This window comes from Streptomyces sp. T39 (assembly GCF_008042045.1).
GTDB lineage: Bacteria > Actinomycetota > Actinomycetes > Streptomycetales > Streptomycetaceae > Streptomyces.
In genome coordinates this window covers 1-24,820 of record NZ_RDBP01000005.1, presented here as the reverse complement: position 1 = coordinate 24,820, position 24,820 = coordinate 1, and the positions used below count along the sequence as shown (strand labels likewise).

General features: G+C 73.9%; 10 protein-coding genes and 4 pseudogenes. 13 read left to right on the top strand and 1 reads right to left on the bottom strand.

The window, feature by feature from the left end:
* Together EAO77_RS00395 and EAO77_RS00390 are read left to right on the top strand one after the other, a co-directional pair.
* The coding region (locus EAO77_RS00395) for an SDR family NAD(P)-dependent oxidoreductase (RefSeq protein ID WP_187283072.1) at positions 1-2,257 on the top strand (2,257 nt) is incomplete at its 5' end.
* Positions 2,257-4,275: pseudogene (locus tag EAO77_RS00390) on the top strand (type I polyketide synthase); the annotation flags it as partial. The gene EAO77_RS00395 and the pseudogene EAO77_RS00390, both read left to right, overlap by 1 nt.
* A gap of 62 nt (positions 4,276-4,337) precedes the next feature.
* Here EAO77_RS00390 and EAO77_RS41200 read toward each other — a convergent pair.
* A pseudogene (locus tag EAO77_RS41200) lies at positions 4,338-4,394 on the bottom strand (hypothetical protein); the annotation flags it as partial.
* An 18-nt stretch (positions 4,395-4,412) separates the two neighbouring features.
* On the opposite strand from EAO77_RS41200, the pseudogene EAO77_RS41195 reads away from it, so the two are divergent.
* The 11 genes and pseudogenes from EAO77_RS41195 to ccrA all read left to right on the top strand — a co-directional run.
* Positions 4,413-5,900, top strand: a pseudogene (locus tag EAO77_RS41195) (SDR family NAD(P)-dependent oxidoreductase); the annotation flags it as partial.
* Between the two features lie 384 nt (positions 5,901-6,284).
* Positions 6,285-6,431 (top strand): annotated as a pseudogene (locus EAO77_RS41190) (acyl carrier protein); the annotation flags it as partial.
* A 257-nt stretch (positions 6,432-6,688) separates the two neighbouring features.
* Positions 6,689-11,641: a type I polyketide synthase gene (locus EAO77_RS00380; protein WP_147986140.1), complete on the top strand. Its 4,953-nt coding sequence runs from the start codon at positions 6,689-6,691 to the stop codon at positions 11,639-11,641.
* Positions 11,642-11,663: 22 nt separating this feature from the next.
* On the top strand, positions 11,664-17,258 hold the full coding sequence (locus EAO77_RS00375) for an SDR family NAD(P)-dependent oxidoreductase (protein ID WP_147986139.1): 5,595 nt from the start codon (positions 11,664-11,666) through the stop codon (positions 17,256-17,258).
* A gap of 97 nt (positions 17,259-17,355) precedes the next feature.
* Positions 17,356-18,210, top strand: coding sequence for a thioesterase II family protein (locus EAO77_RS00370; protein WP_147986138.1), 855 nt, complete (start codon positions 17,356-17,358; stop codon positions 18,208-18,210).
* A gap of 2 nt (positions 18,211-18,212) precedes the next feature.
* Positions 18,213-19,469, top strand: coding sequence for an activator-dependent family glycosyltransferase (locus tag EAO77_RS00365; RefSeq protein WP_261993737.1), 1,257 nt, complete (start codon positions 18,213-18,215; stop codon positions 19,467-19,469).
* A gap of 176 nt (positions 19,470-19,645) precedes the next feature.
* Positions 19,646-20,554 carry an ABC transporter ATP-binding protein gene (locus EAO77_RS00360; protein WP_147986136.1) on the top strand — a complete coding sequence of 303 codons (909 nt, stop codon included), beginning with the start codon at positions 19,646-19,648 and terminating at the stop codon, positions 20,552-20,554.
* Between the two features lie 25 nt (positions 20,555-20,579).
* Positions 20,580-21,317 carry an ABC transporter permease gene (locus EAO77_RS00355; RefSeq protein ID WP_147986135.1) on the top strand — a complete coding sequence of 246 codons (738 nt, stop codon included), beginning with the start codon at positions 20,580-20,582 and terminating at the stop codon, positions 21,315-21,317.
* A gap of 9 nt (positions 21,318-21,326) precedes the next feature.
* Positions 21,327-22,610, top strand: coding sequence for a sensor histidine kinase (locus tag EAO77_RS00350; protein ID WP_147986134.1), 1,284 nt, complete (start codon positions 21,327-21,329; stop codon positions 22,608-22,610).
* The gene (locus EAO77_RS00345; protein ID WP_147986133.1) at positions 22,607-23,245 is read left to right on the top strand and encodes a response regulator; all 639 of its coding nucleotides are present in this window, start codon (positions 22,607-22,609) and stop codon (positions 23,243-23,245) included. The genes EAO77_RS00350 and EAO77_RS00345 overlap by 4 nt, the downstream gene beginning before the upstream one ends.
* 136 nt (positions 23,246-23,381) lie before the next feature.
* Positions 23,382-24,722, top strand: a complete 1,341-nt coding sequence (ccrA, locus tag EAO77_RS00340; RefSeq protein WP_147986132.1) for a crotonyl-CoA carboxylase/reductase — start codon at positions 23,382-23,384, stop codon at positions 24,720-24,722.
* The last annotated feature ends 98 nt before the right edge of the window (positions 24,723-24,820 follow it).

The following is a 24,820-nucleotide window of genomic DNA, read 5'->3' as shown; positions in this document are numbered from 1 at the left end:
CCTCCCCACCTACCCCTTCCAACGCCACCGCTACTGGGTCGGAACCGAACCCACCGCGGCCGGTGACCACGACCGAACGGCCCCGGCCGGCGGCTCGGCGGAGGAGCGGTTCTGGGAGGCGGTCGAGCGGGCGGACCTGGCGACGCTGGCCGACACCCTGGCGGTGGACCCGCAGACGCCGCTGAGCGGTCTGCTGCCGACGCTGTCCACCTGGCGGCGCGCGCAGGGCGAACAGGCGACGATCGCCTCGTGGCGGTACCGGATCTCGTGGGCCCCGCTGCCGGAGAGGCCGCAGGGGGCACCGGCCGGGACCTGGCTGCTGCTCGTGCCGGAGCCGGCGGGCGGCGCCGGCGCGCCGATGCCGTCGGCCGTGGAGCGGGCGCTGGCCGCGGGCGGCGCGCAGGTCGTCCGGCTGACCGCCGGCGGAGCCGGCCGGACGGCGCTCGCCGCCCGGGTGCGCGAGGCCCTCGCCGGGCGGGAGAAGGCGGCCGGAGTGCTGTCGCTGCTGGCGCTCGACGAGTCGCCGCACCCCGAGCACGCCGGTCTGACGACCGGTCTGGTGGACAACGTGACCCTGCTCCAGGCACTGGGCGACGCGTCGGTCGACGCTCCGCTGTGGCTGGCGACCCGTGGTGCGGTGTCCGTGGGCGGCTCCGACCTGCTGGCGAGTCCCGCTCAGGCGGCGACCTGGGGGCTCGGCCGGGTGGCCGCCCTGGAGGAGCCGCAGCGCTGGGGCGGGCTGGTGGATCTGCCGGAGACGCTGGACGACCGGGCGGCACGGCAGTTGGGTGCGGTGCTCGCCGGTGTCACGGGCGAGGACGGCACGGAGGACCAGCTGGCGGTCCGCGAGGCGGGGGTGTTCGCCCGCCGTCTGGTGCGGGCCCCGCTGCGGGGTGCGGCGGCCGCCGGCGGCTGGCAGCCGCGCGGCACGGTGCTCGTCACCGGCGGCACGGGCGGCATCGGCGCCCAGGTGGCGCGGTGGCTGGTGCGGGGCGGCGCGGAGCACGTGGTCCTGACGAGCCGCCGCGGTCCCGAGGCACCTGGCGCCGCGGAACTGCGCGAGGAACTGGCCGGTCTGGGCGACGGCCGGGTGCGGGTCACCGTGGCCGCCTGCGACATGGGCGACCGGGAGGCGGTGGCCGGGCTGATCCGTGAGATCACCTCGGACGGCGAGGCCGTGCGCGCCGTGTTCCACGCGGCGGGCGTGGTCACCTTCGCGCCGCTCGCCGAGAGCGCCACGGCCGACTTCGGGTCCATGGCGGACGGCAAGATCCGCGGTGCCCAGCTGCTGGACGAACTGCTCGACCAGGACAAACTGGAGGCGTTCGTCGTCTTCTCGTCCATCGCCGCCACCTGGGGCAGCGGAGGCCAGAGCGCGTACGCCGCGGCCAACGCCTACCTCGACGCCTTCGCCGAGCGGCGCGCGGCCCGCGGGCTGCCTGCCACGTCGGTGGCGTGGGGGCCCTGGGCGGACAAGGGCATGATCGAGCAGGGCGAGGTGGCGGAGCATCTGAGCCGCCGCGGTCTGCCCGCGATGGCCCCCGAACTGGCCCTGGCCTCGCTGGCGGACGCGCTCCGCTCCGGCGAGACCGGGCTGGTGGTGGCGGACGTCCTGTGGGACCGGTTCGTGCCGGGCTTCACCGCGGCGCGCCGCCGGCCGCTGATCGGCGGCCTGCCGGAGGTGCGGGCGGCGCTCGCGCCGGAGACGCCCGCCGCGGCGGACCAGGAGACCGTGGCGGCCGACTTCGTCCGCTCGCTCGCCGGGCTGACGCCCGGCGAGGTGGAGCGGTCCCTGCAGGACCTGGTGGCGGAGCAGGCGGCGGCGGTGCTCGGGCACGCCTCGGCGGCCGCGGTGTCGGCCGGCCGTGACTTCAAGGAGCTGGGCTTCGACTCGCTGACGGCGGTGGAGCTGCGCAACCGGCTCGGCGCGGTCACCGGGATCGAGCTGCCGGCGACGCTGATCTTCGACTATCCGGCGCCGCAGGAGCTCGCCGCGTATCTGCGCGCCGAGCTCGCCGGCGGGGCGGACGGCCTCGACGTCTTCGCCGATCTCGACCGGTGGGAGACGGCGCTGACCGACCTGGCGGCCGACGAGGAGCTGCGGGAACGCCTGGTCGGAAGGCTGCGGCACGTGATGGCCGCTCTCGGCGAGGACGGCGGGCAGACGGCCGCCGCCGCGTCCATCGACGCCGGACTCCTGTCGGCCACGGCCGACGAGGTCTTCGGATTCATCGACAACGAACTCGGGGCATCCTGATGGCGAACGAGAACGAAGAGAAGCTGCTCACCTACCTCAAGCGGGTCACCTCCGACCTGAAGCAGGCGCGGGAGCGCCTCGACGAGGTCGAGTCCGGTGAGCGGGAGCCGATCGCCGTCGTCTCCATGGGCTGCCGTTTCCCCGGCGGGGTGCGGTCGCCCGAGGACCTGTGGCGGCTGGTCGCCGAGGGCACGGACGCCGTCGCCGAGTTCCCCGCCAACCGCGGCTGGGACGTCGAGGCTCTCTACGACCCGGACCCGGGCCGGTCGGGCACCTGCAACACGCGGGAGGGCGGCTTCCTGTACGACGCCGACCGCTTCGACCCGGCGTTCTTCGGGATCTCGCCGCGTGAGGCACTGGCCATGGACCCGCAGCAGCGTCTCCTCCTGGAGACGTCGTGGGAGGCGGTGGAGCGCGCCGGGATCGACCCGCTCTCGCTGAAGGGTTCGCGTACGGGTGTGTACGTCGGGCTCGCCTCGTTCCAGTACGGGGGCGACCCGCAGTTCGCGCCGGAGCAGGTCGAGGGGCATCTGCTGATCGGCAACGTCTCCAGCGTCGCCTCCGGGCGCATCTCGTACACGCTGGGACTGGAGGGGCCGGCGATCACCCTGGACACGGCGTGCTCCTCGTCGCTGGTCACGATGCATCTGGCGGCCGCCGCGCTGCGCCGCGGTGAGTGCTCGCTCGCCCTCGCGGGCGGTGTCGCCGTCATGTCGACGCCCGGTGTGTTCGTGGAGTTCAGCCACCAGCGGGGGCTCGCTTCCGACGGGCGCTGCAAGTCGTTCGCGGCGGCGGCCGACGGCACCGGGTGGGGCGAGGGCGTCGGGATGGTGCTCCTGGAGCGGCTGTCGGACGCGCGCCGCAACGGGCATCCGGTGCTGGCCGTGATCCGGGGCAGCGCGATGAACCAGGACGGCGCGAGCAACGGTCTCGCGGCCCCCAACGGACCCGCGCAGCAGCGGGTGATCCGTCAGGCGCTGGCGGGTGCGGGACTGTCGCCGTCGGACGTGGACGCGGTCGAGGCGCACGGGACGGGGACGGTCCTCGGTGACCCGATCGAGGCGCAGGCGCTGCTCGCCACCTACGGCAAGGGGCGGGCGCAGGACCAGCCGTTGTGGCTCGGCTCGCTGAAGTCGAACATCGGGCACACGCAGGCGGCGGCCGGCGTCGGCGGTGTCATCAAGATGGTGATGGCACTGCGGGCCGGGACGCTGCCGAAGACGCTGCACGTGGACGAGCCGACGCCGAAGGTGCGCTGGTCGGCGGGGGCGGTCCGGCTGCTGACCGAGGCCCGGCCGTGGCCGGAGACGGGGCGTCCGCGCCGTGCGGGTGTCTCGGCGTTCGGGGTGAGCGGCACCAACGCCCATCTCATCCTGGAGGAGGCCCCGGCCGAGCAGGGCGCCGACGGTGCCGGGGACGCGGGCGACGGTCCTGCTCAGTCCGCCGTCGGCGGCGGCGCCGTGGCGTGGGTGGTGTCGGGCCGCAGCGAGGTGGCCCTGCGCGCCCAGGCGGAGCGGCTGCTGACGCACGTGCGGGAGCTGCCGGACGCGTCGGCGGCGGACGTCGGGCGTGCGCTGGCATCCGGCCGGTCGTCGTTCGAGCACCGTGCCGTGGTCGTCGGTTCCGACGCGGAGGTGCTGCGGTCGGGTCTGGAGGGCCTGGTGCGCGGTGTGCCCGGGGGGCTGGTGGCGCAGGGCGTCGCCGTGCCCGGACCGCGGCCGGTGTTCGTGTTCCCGGGGCAGGGCTCCCAGTGGGAGGGCATGGCCGTCGAACTCCTCGACACCTCCCCCGTCTTCGCCCGGTCGATCACCGCCTGCGAACAGGCACTCGCCCCCTACGTCGACTGGACACTCACCGACGTCCTGCGCGGCACCCACGGCGCACCGTCCCTCGACCGCGTCGACGTCGTCCAACCCGCCCTGTGGGCCGTCATGATCGCCCTCGCCGACCTCTGGCGCGCCGCCGGCATCACCCCCGCCGCCGTCATAGGCCACTCCCAGGGCGAAATCGCCGCCAGCCCCGCCTGCCGGTGGTGCCGCTCGCGCCAGCCGGCCAGCAGCGGCACGAGCTCCTCCAGCCGCGCGTCGTCCGGTGCGCCGAGCGCGCCGGCCAGCGCCGAGGCGTCGCCGCGCTCCACGACGGAGGTGCGGAGCGGATGCTGCACTCGCTGGGCGAGGCGTACGTGCACGGTGCACCGGTGGCGTGGGCGGAGCTCACCGGCCAGGGCGCAGGCGGGCACACGGAGCTGCCGACCTACGCGTTCCAGCGCCGGCGGTACTGGCTGGAACCCGGGGAGCGGGGTGCCGGACGGAGCGGCGTCGCGGACGACGCCTTCTGGTCCGTCGTGGAGCGCGGCGACGCCTCGGCGCTGGCCGGCGCGCTCGGCGCACCGGACGACGCGCGGCTGGAGGAGCTCGTGCCGCTGCTGGCCGGCTGGCGCGAGCGGCACCACCGGCAGGCGGGGCTGGACGCGCTGCGCTACCGGACGGTGTGGGAGCCGGTCGAGCCCTCGGATGCGGTGCCTTCCGGGGTCTGGCTGCTCGTCGTCCCGGACGACGCCCCCGGCGGGGTGGCGGAGCGGCTCGCGGCACGCGGCGTCGAAACCGTGTGCGTGCCGCTCGCCGCGGAGTGCGGTCGCGACGAGCTGGCCGCCGTCCTCGGCGAGGCGGTGGCGGGTCTGCCCGGGCCTCTCGGCGGGGTGCTCGCGCTGCCGCTGCCGGACGCCTACGCATCTCCGGCGCATCCCGCGGTACCGGTCCCCCTGGCCGCCACGCTGACGCTGGTGCAGGCGCTCGGGGACGCGGGGATCGACGCGCCCTTGTGGTGCGCCACCCGTGAGGCGGTCGCGGCGGGGGCCGGCGACAGGCCGTCTCCCGGGCAGGCCGCGGTGTGGGGTCTGGCCGGGGCGGTCGCCCTGGAGCACCCGGAGCGCTGGGGCGGTCTGGTCGACCTGCCCGCCCGGGCCGACGACCGGGTGGTGGCCGCGCTGGCGTCGGTGCTCGCCCGCGGCGACGGCGAGGACCAGCTCGCGGTGCGGCGCTCGGGCGTGCTCGCCCGGCGGCTGCGGCCGGCGGACCCGGCGCCGGCGACCGGGGAGTGGCGGCCGCGGGGCACGGTGCTCGTCACCGGCGGCACCGGCGGCATCGGCGCGCTCGTCGCGCGGTGGCTGGCCGCCGAGGGTGCCGGGCACCTGGTGCTCGCCGGCCGTCGCGGCCCCGGCGCCCCCGGCGCGGCGGACCTCGCCGACGAGCTGCGTGAGACGGGCGTCGGTGTCACGCTCGCCGCCTGCGACGTGACCGACCGGGACGCGGTCGCCGCGCTCGTGGAGAGCATCGGCCGGGACCGGGAGACACACCCGTTGACGGCGGTGGTGCACGCGGCCGGAGTGCTGCTGGACGGCACGGTGGACACGCTGACGGCCGAACGGACCGGTGAGGTCCTCGGTCCCAAGGCGGCGGGCGCGCTGCATCTGGAGGAGGCGACCCGGGGGCTGCCGCTCGACGCGTTCGTGCTGTTCTCCTCGATCGCGGGCACCGTCGGTGCGGCGGGGCAGGGCAACTACGCGGCCGCCAACGCCTTCCTCGACGCGCTCGCCGCCCGGCGCCGCGCCGACGGGCTGCCCGCCACCTCGGTGGCGTGGAGCGCGTGGGCGGACGGCGGCATGCTCGACGCCCGTGCCGCCGGGCAGCTGGCCCGCCGGGGCGTGCGGCCGCTGAGCGGCGCGGTCGCGCTGAGCGCGCTGGCCCAGTCGGTGGGCCGGGGCGACGGCGCGGTGGTCGTCGCGGACGTGGACTGGGCCCTGTTCGCCCCGTCGCTGTCCGCGACGCGGACGCTCCCGCTGCTCGCCGGCATCCCGGCCGCGGCCGCCCCGGCGGGCGCGGGTGCCGAGGAGCGCGGCGGGGACGGCGCTTCCGCACTGACGTCCCGGCTGCGGGACCTCGGTCCCGCGGACCGCGCCGCTGCGCTGCTCGCCCTGGTGGGCGAGCAGGCGGGGGCCGCGCTCGGCTACCCGGACGCCTCCCTGCCCGACGCGGGCCGCGCGTTCAAGGAGCTCGGCTTCGACTCCCTGACGGCCGTGGACCTGCGCAACCGGCTGAACGCCGTCACCGGGCTGCGGTTGCCGGTCACGCTGGTGTTCGACTTCCCCACCGCCGGCGACCTGGCGGCGCACCTGGACGCGGAGCTCTTCGCGGGCGACGGCGCCGCCGAGGCGGCGGACCCGCTGCTCGCCGGCGTCCCGGACAGCGCGCTCGCCGCGCTGGAGCGGCACCGCGACATCGACGCCGCCACCGACGAGGAGATGTTCGAACTCCTCGACGGCATGTTCGCCCTGCTGTCCCGGGAGCTGAACGTCCCGTGAACGGGCCCACGCCACCGGCGCCCCCCTTCCGCTGCAGTTACGTACCGGCCTTCTTGAGGAGCTGGCGATAGATGGACAACGAGAAGAGACTGCGCGACTACCTCAAGCGGGCCACCACCCATCTGCGGGTGGCGGAGCAGCGCCTGCGCGACCTGAGCACGCCCGAGCCCATCGCCGTGGTGGCCATGAACTGCCGCTACGCGGGCGGCATCCGCTCCCCCGAGGACCTGTGGGAGGCGGTGACCGAGGGCCGTGACGGCATCGGTGACTTCCCCGCCGACCGCGGCTGGGACCTCGACGGGCTCTACGACCCGGACCCGGACGTGCCGGGGACCACGTACGCCCGGCAGGGCGGTTTCCTGCACGACGCCGACCTGTTCGACGCCGAGTTCTTCGGGATCGCCCCCCGCGAGGCGCTGACGATGGACCCGCAGCAGCGGCTGCTGCTGGAGGTCGTGTGGGAGACGTTCGAGCGTGCCGGGATCGATCCCGGCACGCTGCGCGGCACGCCGACGGGGCTGTTCATCGGTGCGACGGACTTCGACTACGCGCGCGGTCTGACCGACCTGCCCGAGGGCCTCGAAGGGCAGATGTCGCTGGGCAGTTCGGGCGCGGTGCTGTCCGGGCGGGTCGCCTACACCCTCGGTCTCGAGGGACCCGCGGTGACGGTGGACACCATGTGCTCGTCGTCGCTGGTGGCACTGCACCTGGCATGCCAGGCGCTGCGGCAGGGCGACTGCGCGATGGCCCTGACCGGCGGCACGACGGTGATGTCGACGCCGGACGGGTTCATCGAGTTCTCACGGCAGCGCGCGCTGTCCGCCGACGCGCGCTGCAAGGCGTTCTCGGCCGACGCGGACGGCACGGCCTGGGGCGAGGGCGTGGGTGTGCTGCTGCTGGAGCGGCTGTCGGACGCGCGCCGCAACGGGCACGACGTCCTCGCCGTGATCCGGGGCACGGCGACCAACCAGGACGGCGCCAGCAACGGGCTGACGGCCCCCAACGGCCGCTCCCAGCAGAAGGTGATCCGCAAGGCGCTGGCCAACGCCGGTCTCACGGCGGGTGACGTGGACGTGGTGGAGGCGCACGGCACCGGCACCTCGCTCGGCGACCCGATCGAGGCCGGCGCCCTGCTCGCCACCTACGGCAGGGGCCGGCCGGCGGAGGAGCCGCTGTGGCTCGGCTCGCTGAAGTCGAACATCGGGCACACGGCCGCCGCCGCCGGTGTCGGCGGTGTCATCAAGATGGTCCTCGCCCTGCGGCACGGGCTGCTTCCGCGCACGCTGCATGTGACGGAGCCGTCGCCCAAGGTGGACTGGGAGTCGGGTGCGGTCCGGCTGCTGACCGAGGAGCGCGCGTGGCCCGAGACGGGCCGGCCCCGCCGTGCGGGTGTCTCCGCCTTCGGTGCGAGCGGCACCAACGCGCACGCGATCGTGGAGCAGGCGCCGGAGGAAGTCCCGGCCGACGACGCGGGCGCCGCGGTGGTCCCGGCCGACGACATGGGCGCCGCCGTGGAGCCGGTGGTGGGCGGCGCGGCCGTGCCGTGGGTGCTCTCCGCGAAGAGCGAGGCGGCGCTGCGGGGCCAGGCCGAGTCCCTGCTGGCGCACCTGGAGAAGGGCGCGCCGCCGGCGGACACGGGCCGGGCGCTGGCGACGACGCGGGCGCGCTTCGCGCACCGCGCGGTCGTCGTCGGCACGGACGCGGAGGACTTCCGGGCGGGTCTCACCGAGCTGGTCCAGGGCTTCTCCGGTGCCCGCAGCCCGCAGGGCGTGGCGGGTGCCCCGGGCAAGGCGGTGTTCGTGTTCCCGGGGCAGGGCTCCCAGTGGGAGGGCATGGCCGTCGAACTCCTCGACACCTCGCCCGTGTTCGCCCGGTCGATCACCGCCTGCGAGCAGGCACTCGCCCCCTACGTCGACTGGTCGCTCACCGGTGTGCTGCGCCGCGAGGACGGCGCACCGTCGCTGGACCGCGTCGACGTCGTCCAGCCCGCCCTGTGGGCCGTCATGATCGCCCTCGCCGACCTCTGGCGTGCCGCCGGCATCACCCCCGCCGCCGTCGTCGGACACTCCCAGGGCGAGATCGCCGCCGCCGTCGTCGCCGGCGCCCTCACCCTCGACGACGCAGCGCGCGTCACCGCCCTGCGCAGCCAGGCCATCGCCCGCCACCTCGCCGGCCACGGCGGCATGATGTCCGTCGCCCTCGCGGCCGACGACCTCCGTGCACGGCTGGCGGCATGGGAGGGGCGGCTGTCCCTCGCCGCCGTCAACGGCCCCACCAACGCGGTCGTCTCCGGCGACCCGGAGGCGCTGCGCGAACTGCACGCCCAGTGCCGGGAGACCGGCGTCCGGGCCAAGATCATCCCGGTGGACTACGCGTCCCACTCGGCCCACGTCGAGACGATTCGCGGCGAACTCCTCGAACTGCTGGCCCCGATCGCACCGCGCTCCGGCGACGTCCCCTTCCACTCCACCGTCACCGGTGAGGCCGTCGACACCGCCGGACTGGACGCCGCCTACTGGTACTCCAATCTGCGCGAGACCGTCGAACTCGCGCACACCACGGGCAAGCTGGCCGCGGCCGGTTTCACGACGTTCGTCGAGTGCAGCCCGCACCCGGTCCTCACGCTGCCGGTGCAGGAGACCGCCCCCGACGCCCTGGTGGTGGGCTCGCTCCGCCGTGACGACGGCGGGCCGGCGCGCTTCCTCACCTCGCTGGCGGAGGCCCATGTCCAGGGCGTGCCCGTCGACTGGGCGCGCCTGTTCGCCGGCGGGGACGGCCCGCGGGTCGCGCTGCCGACGTACGCCTTCCAGCGCCGTCGGTACTGGCTGCGCGACGAGGCGGGCACGGCGACGGCCGCTCCCGCCGCCGACCCGGCCGAGGCGGCGTTCTGGGACGCCGTCGAGGGCGAGGACCTGGACCTGCTGAGCCGCACCCTGCGGGTCGACGCCGAAGCGGCCGGGGCTCTCGGTTCCGTGCTTCCCGCGCTCTCCTCGTGGCGTCGCGGCCGCCGTGACCAGACCGAGGTCGACTCCTGGCGCTACCACGTCGTCTGGCGCCGGCTCCCCGAGCCGGGGGCGGCGGCGCTCGGCGGCACCTGGCTGCTCGCGGTGCCGGCCGGAGCGGCCGGCACCGCCCGGACGCAGACCGTGCGGGCGGCGCTGGAGGCGGGCGGCGCGGTGGTGCGCACCGTGGAGGTCACCGGCGCGGACCGCGGCGTCCTCGCCGGCCGGTTGGCCGAGACCCTGTCCGGCCTGCCGGCGTCCGGAGTGCTCTCCCTGCTCGGCGGGGCGCAGGGTCCGCATCCGGAGCATCCGGGTGTCCCGCTCGGTCTGGCGCTGACCCTCACGCTGGTCCAGGCGCTCGGCGACGCCGGGATCGACGCGCCGCTGTGGATCGGCAGCCGGGGTGCGGTGGCCGCCGTGCCCGGCGACCGGCTCGACCGTCCGGACGAGGCCGCTGTCTGGGGTCTCGGCAGGGTCGCCGCCCTCGAACACCCCCAGCGCTGGGGCGGGATGGTGGACCTGCCCGGCGCGGACGGCGAGGAACTGGACGGCAGGGCGGCGGCCCGGCTCGTCGCCGTGCTCGCCGGCATCGCCGACGAGGACCAGCTGGCGCTGCGCCCTGACGGCGTGTTCGCCCGCAGGCTGGTGCGGCCCGCCGCGACGCCCGGCGCGGGCACCTGGTCGCCGCGCGGCACCGTCCTGCTCACGGGCGGCACCGGCGGCATCGGCGCCCAGATCGCCCGCTGGCTCGCCCGCGACGGCGCCGAGCACCTGGTGCTCACCAGCAGGCGGGGCCCGGACGCGCCCGGAGCCTCCGCGCTCGCCGACGAGCTGCGTGGACTGGGCGCCCGCGTCACCGTCGCGGCCTGCGACGTGGCCGACCTGGACCAACTCACCGCCCTGGTGCGCAGCGTGGAGGAGGCGGGCGACGAGATCCGCACGGTGATGCACATCGCGGGCGCGGGCGTGCTCGTCCCGCTCGCCGACACCGGTCTCGGCGAGTTCGCGGACACCACCACGGCCAAGATCGCCGGTACGGCGAACCTGGACGCCGTCTTCGACCGGGACGGGCTGGACGCGTTCGTGCTCTTCTCCTCCATCTCCGCCGTCTGGGGCAGTGGTGAGCACGGCGCCTACGCGGCCGCCAACGCCTACCTCGACGCGGTCGCCGAGCGGCGCCGCGCCCGCGGCCTGGCCGGCACGTCCGTGGTCTGGGGCATCTGGAGCCCCGAGGAGGGCGGCATGGCCGCCAATCTCGCCGAGGACCAGCTGCGGGAGCGCGGGATCCCGTTCATGACGCCGCGACTCGCCGTGGACGGCTTCCGGCAGGTGCTCGAACGGGACGAGACCGTGGTGGTCGTCGCCGACGTCGACTGGGACCGCTTCGTGCCGGTGTTCACCTCCGCACGGCCGAGCCCGCTGCTCGGCGAGGTGCCGGAGGTGGCCCGGATCCTGCAGGCCGCGGCCCGGACCGCCGACGGCGCCGGCGAGGGGGACTCCCCGCTGCGCGAGAGGCTGGCGCCGCTGAGCGCCGACAAGCGGCACGCGGAGCTGCTGTCCCTGGTCCGCACCCATGTCGCCGCGGTGCTCGGCTTCGCGGGACCCGAGGCGGTGGACGCGACCCGCGCCTTCCGGGAGCTGGGCTTCGACTCGCTGAGCGCGGTCGGACTGCGCAACCGGCTGGGCCAGGCGACGGGCCTGCGCTTCCCCGTCACGGTGGTCTTCGACTACCCGAGCGCCGGCGAACTCGCCGGGCACATCGGCGAAGAGCTGTTCCCCGGGGACGGCCCGGCCGGTGACGACGACACCGATCCGGCGGAGGCCGAGGTGCGCAGCGCCCTGGCCGCCATCCCGATGGCACGGCTGCGCGCCTCGGGCCTGATCGACGAGCTGCTGCGGCTGACCGACGACGACGGCACCGGCGCCGCGCGCGACGCGGCCGGCGCGGTCACGGCGGAATCCATCGACGAGCTGGACGTCAACGACCTCGTCCGCATGGCCTACGACAAGAACGAACTCTGACGGGACGGGTGGCGGAACCGACATGACGAACAGCACCGAGAAGGTCATTGGCGCGCTGCGCGAGTCCCTGAAGGAGACCGAACGGCTGCGCCGGATCAACCAGCAGATGACGGAGGCATCCCGGGAGCCCGTCGCCATCGTGGCGATGAGCTGCCGCTACCCGGGCGGGGTGGCCTCGGCCGAGGAGCTGTGGGAGCTGGTCCGCGAGGGCCGGGACGCCATCAGCGGCTTCCCCGGCAACCGTGACTGGGACCTGGCCGGGCTCTACGACCCGGACCCGGACAAGCAGGGCACCGTCTACGCCACGGAGGGCGGCTTCCTCCACGACGCCGACCGGTTCGACCCCGCGTTCTTCGGCATCTCGCCGCGCGAGGCCACCGTGATGGACCCGCAGCAGCGGCTGCTGCTGGAGACCTCCTGGGAGGCGTTCGAGCGGGCCGGCATCGACCCGGGCACCCTGCGCGGCAGCAGGACCGGTGTGTACGTGGGCGCCGCCTACCAGGGGTACGTGCCCAACTGGATGCACATGCCGGAAGGGCTGGAGGGCCACCTGGTCACCGGCATCTCGGCGAGCATCATGTCCGGGCGGATCGCCTACACCCTGGGTCTGGAGGGACCCGCGGTCACCCTGGACACGGCGTGCTCCTCGTCGCTGCTCGCCCTGCACCAGGCGTGCCACGCGCTGCGCAACGGCGACTGCACCCTCGCGCTGGCGGGTGGCGCGGCCGTCATGGGCGCGCCGATGGGTCTCATCGGGTTCGCCCGGCAGCGCGGTCTCGCGCAGGACGGCCGGTCGAAGGCGTTCGCCGAGGGCGCGGACGGCATGGGGCTCGGCGAGGGCGTCGGGATGGTGCTCCTGGAGCGGCTGTCGGACGCGCGCCGCAACGGGCATCCGGTGCTCGCGGTGATCCGGGGCACGGCGACCAACCAGGACGGCGCGAGCAACGGCCTGACCGCCCCCAACGGCCGTGCCCAGCAGAAGGTGATCCGCAAGGCGCTGGCCAACGCCGGTCTCACGGCGAACGAGATCGACGCGGTCGAGGCGCACGGCACCGGCACCTCGCTCGGCGACCCGATCGAGGCCGGCGCCCTGCTCGCCACCTACGGCAAGGACCGTCCCGCGGACCGGCCGCTGTGGCTCGGCTCGCTGAAGTCGAACATCGGCCATCCGCAGGCGGCGGCCGGTGTCGGCGGTGTGATCAAGATGGTGATGGCCATGCGTCACGGCGTGCTGCCGAGGACGCTGCACGCCGAGGAGCGCTCCACGCGCATCGACTGGGAGTCGGGCGCGGTGGAGCTGCTCACCGAGGAGCGGCCGTGGCCCGGGACCGGGCGTCCGCGCCGTGCGGGTGTGTCCGCGTTCGGCGCCAGCGGCACCAATGTGCACGCCATTCTGGAGCAGGCGCCCGACGAGCCGTCCGACGGCGGGGCCGCCGCTCCCGCCGAGTCGCGGGTGGGCGGGGAGAGCGTGCCGTGGATCCTGTCGGCCAGGAGCCGGCCGGCGCTGCGGGCCCAGGCGGAGCGGCTGCTCGCCCGGGTGGAGGCGGAGCCCGGTGTGCCGCTCGCCGGGGTGGCGCGTTCCCTGGTCGCCCACCGTGCCACGTTCGACCACCGTGCCGTCGTCCTCGGCGAGGACCGGGCCGCTCTGGTGGCGGGTCTGTCCGCGCTGGCCGGGGACCGCGCGTCGGACGCGGTGGTGCGCGGCGAGGGCGCCGCCCCGGCGGAGGTCCGGCCGGTGTTCGTGTTCCCGGGGCAGGGCTCCCAGTGGGAGGGCATGGCCGTCGAACTCCTCGACACCTCCCCCGTCTTCGCCCGGTCGATCACCGCCTGCGAACAGGCACTCGCCCCCTACGTCGACTGGACACTCACCGACGTCCTGCGCGGCACCCACGGCGCACCGTCCCTCGACCGCGTCGACGTCGTCCAACCCGCCCTGTGGGCCGTCATGATCGCCCTCGCCGACCTCTGGCGCGCCGCCGGCATCACCCCCGCCGCCGTCATAGGCCACTCCCAGGGCGAAATCGCCGCCACCCACACCACCCCCCTCCCCACCTACCCCTTCCAACGCCACCGCTACTGGCTGGAGGGCGGGGCCACCGCGGGGGACCCGGGCAGTGCGGGTCAGGCGGCGACGGAGCACCCGCTGCTGAGCGCGGCGGTCGAGCTGCCGGACGCGGAGTCGCTGGTGCTCACGGGGCGGCTGGCGCTCGGCGGTCAGCCGTGGCTGGCCGACCACGCCGTGAACGGCACGGTGATCCTGCCGGGGACGGCGTTCCTCGAACTGGCCGTCCAGGCCGGCGACCAGGTGGGCTGCGAGCAGGTCGAGGAACTGACCCTGGAGGCGCCCCTGGTGCTGTCCGCGGGTGAGGCCCTGGCACTGCGGGTGACCGTGGAGGAGGCCGACGAGGCGGGACGGCGGGCGCTGACCGTCCATTCCCGTCCGGACGGTGCCGAGTTCGGCGAGCCGTGGACCCGGCACGCGTCGGGCATGCTCGCGCTCGACGCGGTGACCCCCGCCGCCCTGGACGCGGCGTGGCCGCCGGCGGGCGCGGAGCCCCTCGACGTCGACGACCTCTACGAGCGGTTCGCCGCCAACGGCTTCGCCTACGGCCCCGCCTTCCAGGGCCTCACCGCGGCCTGGCTCCGCGGCGACGAGGTCTTCGCCGAGGTCCGCCTCCCCCAGGAGCAGCACGCCTCCGCCACCTCCTACGGCCTGCACCCCGCGCTCCTCGACGCCGCCCTGCACGGCATCGCGCTCGGCCCGGTGCTCGACGCGGGTCAGGAGGGCGGCGACACGCAGGGCAGGCTGCCGTTCTCGTGGACGGGCGTGAGTCTGCACGCCTCCGGCGCCACCGACGTGCGGGTGCGGATCGCGCCGTCGGGCGGGGGCGAGGCGGTGAGCCTCGACGTCGCCGACGGCACGGGTGCCCCCGTGGCCCGGATCGAGGGTCTGCTGCTGCGCCGGATGTCCGGCGACGCTCCGGTGGCGCCCGCCGCCGGCGGGTCGGCGCATCCGTCGCTGTTCCGGCTCGACTGGACCGCGCCGCGGGCCGGCGAGCGGGCGCCCGCGCCCCTCGTGCGGGCCGCGCTCATCGGGGACGACGGGCTGAAGATCACGGAGAGCCTCTTCGACGCCGGTGTGCACGTGGAGTCGTACGCGGACCTGGAGTCGCTCGGTGCCGCCGTGGACGCGGGCACCGCGGCCCCCGCCTTCGTCCTCGTGTCCTGCTCGCCCCGTCCGCCGGAGCTCGCCTCGTCGGCGCGGGACGCGGTGCGCGAGGCGCTGGAGCAGGCGCGGGCCCGGGTCGCCGACGAGCGGTTCGGCGATGCCCGTCTGGTGTTCGTGACCCGCGGCGCGGTGGCAACCGAGCCGGACGCCGATGTGACCGACCTGGCGCAGGCCGCCGTCTGGGGCCTGGTGCGCTCCGCGCAGACGGAGAACCCGGACCGCTTCGTCCTGGCCGACCTCGACGACGATCCCCGCTCGGCGCGGGCGCTGGCCGTCGCCCTGCCGTCCGGTGAGGCGCAGTTCGCCGTGCGCGAGGGCGAGATGCGCGTTCCCGGCCTGGGCAGGGTGCCGGCCGGTGCGGCGGGTGCGCCGCTGCCGATCTCGCCGGACGGGACGGTGCTGATCACCGGTGCGACCGGCTCGCTGGGCGGTCTGGTCGCGCGGCATCTGGTGACCCGCCACGGTGTCCGTCATCTGCTGCTGACCAGCCGGCGCGGCCCCGGGGCCGACGGCGCGCAGGCCCTGCGGGAGGAGCTGACGGCGCTCGGCGCGACGGTCACGCTCGCCGCCTGCGACGCCGCGGACCGGGACGCGCTGACGGGGCTCCTCGCCTCGGTCCCGGCGGAGCACCCGCTGGTGGGCGTGTTCCACACGGCGGGTGTCCTGGACGACGGCACCCTCGGCTCGCTGACGCCGGAGCAGGTGGACCGGGTGCTGCGTCCGAAGGCGGACGCGGCCCTGCTGCTGCACGAACTGACCCTGGAGACGGACCTGGACGCGTTCGTCCTGTTCTCGTCGGCCGCCGGTGTGCTGGGCGGCGCGGGGCAGGGCAACTACGCGGCGGCCAACGGCTATCTGGACGCGATCGCCCAGCACCGCCGGGCGAACGGGCTGCTCGGAACGTCGCTCGCCTGGGGTCTGTGGGCGCAGGACGGCGGCATGACCGGCGGCCGGGCGGCCTCCGCGCAGCCGACGCGGTCCGGTGTCGCCGCCCTCGGCGCACAGGAGGGGCTGGAGCTGCTCGACCTGAGCCTCGGGCTCGGGCTCGACGGGCCGGCGCTCGTGGTTCCGATGCGGGTCGACCAGCGGGCGCTGCGCGCGGGCGCGGCCTCCGGTTCGGTGCCGCAGCTGCTGCGCGGTCTGGTGCGCGGGCCGGCGCGGCGCGCGGGCGCGGCACGGCGGGCGTCGTCGTCCGGCGGTGCGGGCTCGCTGCGTGAGCGGCTGGCCGGGCTCGGCGAGGCCGAGCAGGAGAGCCTGATGCTGGAGGCGGTGCGCACCCAGGTGGCGGCGGTCCTCGGGCACGCGGACGCGTCCGCGATCGGGGCGGACCACGAGTTCGCCGACTCGGGCTTCGACTCGCTGACGGCGGTCGAGCTGCGCAACCGGCTGGCCACCGCCACCGGACTGAGGCTGCCGGCGACCCTGGTGTTCGACCACTCGACGGCGGCCGCGCTCGCCTCGCATCTCGCGGCGGAGCTGCGGGCGTCGGGTGACGGGGACGGGGACGAGGGCGGCTCCGTGGCGTCCGCGGCGCGTGCCGCGGACGACGGCGGTTCGCACTCGCTGCTCACGCAGTACACCCGGGCGTTCGAGACGGGCAAGTGGAAGGAGATCTTCGATCTGCTCCACGCGACGGCGGCGCTGCGGCCCCGGTTCCGCACGCCCGAGGAGCTCGAACGGCGTCCGCGGCCGGTGCTGCTGAGCAAGGGATCGGCACCGCACCACATGTTCTGCTTCTCGTCCTGCCTCGCCGTGGCCGGCATCCACCAGTACGCCCGGTACGCCGCGTCGCTGCGCGGACAGCGCAACGTGTCGGCCCTGGCGCTGCCCGGTTTCGGCCGGGGCGAGAGCCTGCCCGAGGACGTCGCGGCGGTGATGGACTCGCAGGCCGAGGCGGTGGCCGAGGCCGCCGGCGGCGCGCCCGTCGTGCTGCTCGGCTCGTCGGCCGGCGGCTGGTTCGCGCACGGCACGGCCGCGGCGCTCGCCCGGCGGGGCGTCCAGGCGTCCGGTGTGGTGCTGGTGGACACGTACGTGCCCAAGAGCAGCATCCTCAACCAGTTCGGGCTGTCCCTGATGGACGGGATGACCGAGCGCGAGGGCGTCTTCGTGACGATGGACGACGCACGGCTGTCGGCCATGGGCTGGTACCTGAACATGTTCGGCACCTGGGAGCCGGAGCCGGTGGAGGTCCCGACGCTGCTGGTGCGGGCGACCGAGCCGCTGTCCACCGGGTCGCTGCGCCTGGAGGAACTCCCGGACTGGCGGTCGTTCTGGGAGCTGCCGCACGACGTCGTGGACGTCCGGGGCAACCACTTCTCGATGATGGAGGAGCACTCCGTCGAGACGGCGCAGGCGATCGAGGACTGGATCGCGCGGCTGCCCCGCTGACCCGCCACAGAACCCCTTCGTCCGGGGGGCGTGCGTGCGGGAGGCCCGCGCGTACGTCCCCCGGCCCGATGCAGTGAAACGGAGTACCACGATCGACATGGCATCACCCACGACACAGGAGAGCCTGTGGCTGCGCAGATACCACCCGCGCCAGGCGGCCGAGGTCACCCTCGTGTGCCTGCCGCACGCGGGGGGCGCCGCGAGCTTCTGGTTCCCCTTCTCCGAGCTCCTGCCGCCCGAGGTGGAGGTGCTCGCGGTGCAGTACCCGGGCCGCCAGGACCGGCGGCTCGACCCCCGGATCGAGAATGTGCAGGAGATGGCGCGCGGCGTCTTCGACGCCCTCGGGGAACGGGCGCGGGAGCGGCCGCTCGCCCTGTTCGGGCACAGCATGGGGGCGAGTGTCGGCTTCGAGCTGATCCGGCTCCTCGAAGGCGAACTGGACGTCGTGCCGGCGGTGTTCTTCGCCTCCGGGCGGCCGGCGCCGTCGGTGCACCGGAGCATCGGTGTGCATCTGCGGGACGACGCGGGGATCGTCGAGGAGCTGCGGCGGATCAGCGGTACCGACGGGCGTGTGCTGGACGATCCCGAGCTGCTCCAGCTCGCGCTGCCCGCCATCCGCAGCGACTACAAGGCGGCCGAGACGTACGAGTACCGGCCGGGCCCGCCGCTGCGCTGCGACATCGTCGGGCTGACGGGGGACGCGGATCCCCGGGTCGAGCCGGACGAGGTGGCCACCTGGCGCGACCACACCACGGGCTCGTTCGCCTTCCACGTCCTGCCCGGCGACCACTTCTATCTCGGCGACCGCAGGCGGGAGGTGGTCGACGTCGTCGTGGATGCGCTGCGCGCGTCGGGCGCCCTGCCCGGTCCGCTTCCCGGCGGCGTCGTCGCGCCGCCGGTTCTCCGTCCCGATGACACCAGGTCGCCCTTCGGCGACAGAAAGGCCGTGTGACGATGCGCGTCCTGTTCGCCACCGTTTCCGAGAAGTCCCACCTGTACACGATGGTGCCGCTGGCGTGGGCGCTGTCCGCCGCCGGGCACGAGGTGCACGTCGCGAGCAACCCGGCGCTCGCCGACGGGATCCGCTCCACGGGTCTGACCGCCGTGTCGGTGGGCACCGACCACAATCTGCACGAGATGCTCGCGGCCAACCGCGACTCCCTGGAGAACCCTCTGTCGGACTGGAGCAACCCGGTCCCGGAGGCGCACACCTGGGAGGAGGTCCTGATGAAGTTCAAGGTGAGCGTCACGTTCGCCTATCAGACCTACAACGACGGCATGATGCACGAGCTGATCGACTACGCGCGGCACTGGCAGCCGGACCTGGTCGTCTGGGACTCGGCGTGCTACGCCGGCCCGGTGGCCGCGAGGATCGTGGGCGCGGCGCACACCCGGCTGCTGTGGTGCACCGACATCTACGCGGCGATGCGCGACGTCTTCCTGCAGCGCTGCGGGGAGCAGCCGCCGGAGCGGCGCGAGGACCCGATGGCCGACTGGCTCGGCGGCATCCTGTCCCGCTACGGCTCCGACTTCGACGAGGAGGTCGTGGTCGGGCAGTGGAGCACCGACCAGGTGCCCACCAGCCAGCAGCTGCCGCTGGGGCTGCACCGGCTGCCGATGCGGTACCTGCCGTACAACGGCCCGTCGCTGATCCCGGACTGGCTGCGGGAGCCGCCCGCGAAGCCGCGGGTGGTGCTGTGTTCGGGCATCTCCGCACGGGCCGCGCTCGGCGGGACGTTCATGCCCGTCGACGAGATCATCGGCACCCTCGGCGAGATGGACGTCGAGGTGGTCGCCGCGCTCGGCGAGGAGGAGGCCGGGCAGATATCGCGGATCCCGGACAACACCCGGGTCGTCGACTTCGTGCCGCTGCACGCGGTGCTGCCCGGCGCCTCGGCCCTCATCCACCACGGCGGATTCGGTTCGTGGGGCACCGCGATGGTGAACGCCGTGCCGCAGTTCATCCCCACCATCCGGTACGCGGACTGGTGGAACAAGGCGGGCGGGCTCCAGGAGTACGGTGCGGGCATCGCGGTGCACGCGACCGAGCTGACGCCCGACGTGCTGCGGGAGAGCGTGCGCCGGCTCGTCGAGGACGAGTCGTACCGCAAGGCCGCCGACCGGCTGCGTCTGGAGAACCTGGAGAACCCGACGCCGGCCGGGCTGGTGCCCGAGATCGAGCGGCTCACCGCCGAGTACCGGCGGCGCTGAACCACGGGGGTCGGCCGATCGGTTGATGGTGGACATCAACCGATCGGTCGACCCTCAGCCGGTCGATCGGTGGGCGGAAGGATCAGCCGTTCCCGCGCCTCATGAGCCGATGTCCGCGGGCCGCCGCTTTTCTAGCCTTCAGGTGTGAAGCCGAACCGTCGGAAAGGTGGGGAACGATGCCGCTGATCGAAGTCAGGAATCTGCGGAAGGAATACCCCGGCCACGTGGCCGTGGCCGATGTGTCGTTCGATGTGGAAGAGGGAGAGATCTTCGGGGTCCTCGGCCCGAACGGCGCCGGCAAGACCACCGCGGTCGAGTGCATCGAGGGACTCCGCAAGCGCGACGGCGGCCAGGTCAGTGTGATGGGCCTCGATCCGCTGCACGACGTGGCGGAGCTCCGTCAGAGCATCGGCGTCCAGCTCCAGCAGAGCGAACTGCCGCCGCGGCTGAAGGTCTGGGAGGCGCTGGAGCTGTACAGCTCCTTCTACCGTGACCCGGCCGACTGGCGTGAGCTCATCAGGGACTGGGGTCTGGCCGAGAAGGCCGACGCCTCCTACGAGTCGCTCTCGGGCGGCCAGCAGCAGCGGCTCTCCATCGCGCTGGCCCTGGTGGGCAAGCCGAAGATCGCGGTCTTCGACGAGCTGACCACGGCACTCGACCCGCATGCGCGCCGGGAGACGTGGAAGCTGATCGAGAAGGTGCGGTCCCAGAACGTCACCGTGCTGCTCGTCACGCACTTCATGGAGGAGGCCGAGCGGCTCTGCGACCGGATCGCCATCATCAAGGGCGGCCGTGTGGTGGCTCTCGACACCCCCTCCGGTCTGGTGTCGCGGGTCAGTGACGAGCAGGTCATCCGGTTCATCCCCTCGGTCCCGATCGAGGAGGAGCTGTTGATGCTGCTGCCCGAGGTGACCCGTATGACGCGATCGGGATCCCAGATCACGGTGGTGGGGAAGGGGAACGTTCTCTACTCGGTGATCTCGGTGCTCGCCCGCAACCAGATCGTGGCCAACGAGCTCCGTCTGGAGCAGCCGAGCCTCGATGACGCATTCGTCGCCCTGACCGGCTCCCAGCCGGCCAGCTGACCCATTCCCACGAGGAGATCCACCCATGGCAGGGCGAGCCAAACTCACCTTTGTTGAAAGCAAGTTGTTCCTCCGCGACCCGACCGCGGTGTTCTTCGTGATCGCGTTGCCGGTCATGCTGCTCGCGATCTTCGACATCATCACCGGCAGTTCCGACGACGATGCCGCGACGAAGGAGTCGATGGCCGCGTTCGTGCCGGCCATGGCGATGTCGATGTGCATCACGATGCTCGCGCTGAACGTGCTGCCGACGACGCTGGCCACGTACCGCGAGAAGCAGATCCTGCGGCGGATGGCCGCCTCCCCGGTGCACCCGTCGAACCTGCTGTTCGCGCAGCTGCTGATCAACATGGTCACCGCCGTCATCGCCGCGATCCTGGTGCTGGTCGTCGGGCAGACCGTCTTCGACACCCGGATGCCGGACAGCGCCCCCGCGTTCCTCCTGGCCTTCTTCCTCGGCACCTGGGCGCTGTTCTCGGTCGGCCTGTGCGTGGCCGCCATGGCGCCCGGCTCCAAGGCGGCCACGGCCATCGGCCTGTCGCTGCTGTTCCCCAGCCTCTTCTTCGGCGGGGCGCTGGTCCCCAAGGAGGACCTGCCCGAGGCGGTGGGCACGATCGGCGACTACACCCCGCTCGGTGCCGCCCTCGAAGCCCTGCGCAACGCGTGGGACGGGGACATGCCCAGCACCACCCAGCTGCTGGTCCTCGTGATCACGGCGCTGGTTGCGAGTACGGTGGCGGCGAAGTTCTTCCGCTGGGAGTAGGACGAGGCGATGCGTGACGAGTACCGGGGGTGGGAGCGCCACTCCGATCTCCTCTTCGGGGCGCTGCCCTACCTGTTGCTCGGTCTCTCCCTGCTGCTCGCGGTGACCGACTCCCCGCTCGGGGTGTGGCGCCGCGAGCACGTCGTCACCATCGTGTGGGCGGGCGTGGCGGCGGTGTGGACCGCCGCCACCTTCACCGTGCCGACCCGGGGCCACTACCGGATGGCCCGGGGTCATCCGCTGACCATCATCTACTTCATCGGCCTGCTCGCCCTGGCGGCGGTGCTGCTGAGCCGTGACGACGTCTTCGTCCTCTTCGCGGCCACCGCGTTCCTCCAGGCGCTCGTGCTGCTCTCGACGAGCTGGGCGTTCCTGTGCGTGTTCTGCGCCTCGTTCGTGGTGAACACCGTGCCCGACGGGTTCCCCGAGCCGACGATCCCGGCCTGGACGGGCTACGCGGGCGCGATCGTGGTGCAGACCGTGGTGGTGGGCTGGATCAACCTGCTGTTCAGCAAGCTCGACGCGCTGTCCGAGCAGCGCAAGCAGACCGTCAGCGAGTTGCGCACCGCGCTCGCCGAGAACGAGGGCCTGCACGCGCAGCTGATAGCGCAGGCCCGTGAGGCCGGTGTGCACGACGAACGCCGGCGGCTCGCGGTGGAGATCCACGACACGCTGGCCCAGGGGCTGGCCGGGATCATCCGGCAGCTGGAGGCCGTCGGCGCGGAGGACGAGCGGGTGCGGCCGGACGTGGAGTGGCGCCGGCACATCACCGCCGCGCACGAGCTGGCGCGGGAGAGCCTCGCGGAGGCCCGCAGGTCGGTACAGGCCCTGCGTCCCGAGCAGTTGGAGGGCTCCACGCTGCCGGGCGCGCTGGCCACGATCGCCCGCAAGTGGTCCGACGAGCACGCGCTGCCCGCCGGCTTCGCGACCAACGGGACGGTGCGGCCGCTCCACGCCGACCTGGAGGCGACCCTGTTCCGGGTGGCCCAGGAGGCGCTCGCCAACATCGCCAAGCACGCGCGGGCCGGCAAGGTCGGCATCACGCTGTCGTACATGGAGGAGATGGCGGTCCTCGACGTCATCGACGACGGGGTCGGTTTCGACCCGCCCGCCGCCGAGGCGGTGGCCGGCATCCGGGACGGCAACGGCCTGGGGCTGGTGGGCATGCGGACCCGTCTGGAGCGCGTGGCGGGCACCCTGGAGGTGGAGAGCGCTCCGGGTGAGGGCACCGCGATCAGCGCCTGCGTACCCTTCGAGTCACAGCACATGGAGTTCGGGAAGGCAGGTCCATGAACACGCAGGGCACCCCCATCCGCATCCTGATCGTGGACGACCATCCGGTGGTGCGGGACGGTCTGCGCGGATCGCTGGAGCGGGACGCCGCGTTCACCGTGACGGCCGAGGCGGCGGACGGCGAGGAGGCCGTGGCGCTCTACCGGGCGCACGCGGCCGACGTGGTGCTGATGGACCTGCGGATGCCGCGCATGGGCGGGGTGGAGGCCACCAAGCGCCTGATGGAACTGGACCCTTCGTGCCGGATCCTGGTCCTCACCACCTATGACACCGACAGCGACGTGGTCGGCGCGCTGGCCGCGGGCGCGACGGGCTATCTGCTGAAGGACACCTCGCGCGAGGAGCTGATCCGCGCGGTGCGTTCGGCGGCGGACGGGCAGTCGGTGCTCTCCCCCGCCATCACCAGCCGGGTGCTGAACCAGGTGCGCAGCAAGCCGCGCGGCCCGCTGAGCGAGCGGGAGCTGGAGGTGCTGCGGTTGATCGCGGAGGGGAACACCAACCGTCAGGTGGCCGGCAAGCTGGTGATCAGCCAGGCCACGGTGAAGACCCATCTGCTGCACATCTACGAGAAGCTGGGCGTCAACGACCGTGCCGCGGCCGTCGGCGAGGCGCACAAGCGGCAATTGCTCCAGTGACGGGCGGCGGTGCGGCGGGTGCGCCACCCCACCCCTGTTTCCCCCGTACCCGGTGGCAGAACTAGGGGTTGTTGGCGTCCGGTCGGCGAATCTACGGTGAGCGCATTGTCGGAACGCGGCCTGGGGAGTAATTGCCGTGAAGGAAATAGTCGACGCCGCTCTCGCCACGGAAGCCACCAGTTCGGATTTCTCCGCAATTCCTCTTCCCGAGTCCTATCGCGGTGCGGTGGTGCTCAAGGAGCAGACGGAAATGTTCGAAGGCATGGCGACCCGCGACAAGGAGCCGGTGAAATCACTCCACGTCCGTGAGGTGCCCACCCCTGAACCGGGTCCCGGCGAGGCGCTCATCGCCGTCATGGCCAGCTCCATCAACTACAACACGGTCTGGAGCTCGATCTTCGAGCCGATGCCGACCTTCGGGTTCCTGGAGCGCTACGCCCGCTCCGGCGACCCGTGGGCGGCCCGCCACGACCAGCCGTACCACGTGCTCGGCTCGGACCTCGCGGGTGTGGTGCTGCGCACCGGGCCCGGGGTGCGGGGCTGGAAGCCCGGCGACCGGGTGGTGGCGCACTGCCTGTCGATCGAGCTGACGCACCCGGACGGGCACGACGACGCGATGCTCGACCCCGAGCAGCGGATCTGGGGGTTCGAGACCAACTACGGCGGTCTGGCCGAGCTGTCGCTGGTCAAGACGAACCAGCTGATGCCGATGCCCGCCCACCTCACCTGGGAGGAGGCGGCGTCGCCGGGGCTGGTCAACTCCACGGCCTACCGCCAGCTCGTCTCCCGCAACGGGGCGGCCATGAAGCAGGGCGACGTCGTGCTCGTCTGGGGCGCGGCCGGCGGCCTCGGCTCGTACGCGACGCAGCTCGCCCTGAACGGCGGCGCCATCCCGGTGTGCGTGGTCTCCGGCAGCCGCAAGGCCGAACTGGTGCGCTCGCTCGGCGCGGAGCTCGTCATCGACCGCGCCGAGGAGGGCTACCGCTTCTGGCGCGACGAGCGCACGCCCGACCCGCGGGAGTGGAAGCGGTTCGGCTCCCGCATCCGTGAGCTGACCGGCGGCGAGGACCCGGACATCGTCTTCGAGCACCCGGGACGGGAGACGTTCGGGGCCAGTGTGTACGTCGCCCGCCGCGGCGGCACCGTCGTCACCTGCGCCTCCACCTCGGGATTCCAGCACGAGTACGACAACCGCTACCTGTGGATGGGCCTCAAGCGCATCATCGGCAGCCATTTCGCCAACTACCGGGAGGCGTGGGCGGCCAACCGCCTCGTCGCCCGGGGCATGGTCCATCCCACGCTGTCCACGGTGTACCCGCTGGACGAGGTGGGCGCGGCCGCGCAGTCCGTCCACCGCAACGAGCACAGCGGCAAGGTCGGTGTGCTGTGCCTGTCGCCGGGCGAAGGACTCGGCGTGCGCGACACCGAGAAGCGAGCCCGCCACCTCCCGGCGATCAACCGGTTCCGCACCGGCTGAGCCGCACCGCGGCCCCAGGAGCAGGCCGCCCGCGAGCGCGAACTGCGTGGCGTAGGAGCCGAGTCCGCCGCTCGCGCCCCAGATGAGCACGTTGTCGC

Excerpts from the sequence above, each read along its gene's own strand:
- EAO77_RS00380 (WP_147986140.1), top strand. The coding sequence starts at position 6,689 with ATGGACAACGAGAAGAGACTGCGCGACTACCTCAAGCGGGCCACCACC.
- EAO77_RS00375 (WP_147986139.1), top strand. The coding sequence starts at position 11,664 with ATGACGAACAGCACCGAGAAGGTCATTGGCGCGCTGCGCGAGTCCCTG.
- EAO77_RS00370 (WP_147986138.1), top strand. The coding sequence starts at position 17,356 with ATGGCATCACCCACGACACAGGAGAGCCTGTGGCTGCGCAGATACCAC.
- EAO77_RS00365 (WP_261993737.1), top strand. The coding sequence starts at position 18,213 with ATGCGCGTCCTGTTCGCCACCGTTTCCGAGAAGTCCCACCTGTACACG.
- EAO77_RS00360 (WP_147986136.1), top strand. The coding sequence starts at position 19,646 with ATGCCGCTGATCGAAGTCAGGAATCTGCGGAAGGAATACCCCGGCCAC.
- EAO77_RS00355 (WP_147986135.1), top strand. The coding sequence starts at position 20,580 with ATGGCAGGGCGAGCCAAACTCACCTTTGTTGAAAGCAAGTTGTTCCTC.
- EAO77_RS00350 (WP_147986134.1), top strand. The coding sequence starts at position 21,327 with ATGCGTGACGAGTACCGGGGGTGGGAGCGCCACTCCGATCTCCTCTTC.
- EAO77_RS00345 (WP_147986133.1), top strand. The coding sequence starts at position 22,607 with ATGAACACGCAGGGCACCCCCATCCGCATCCTGATCGTGGACGACCAT.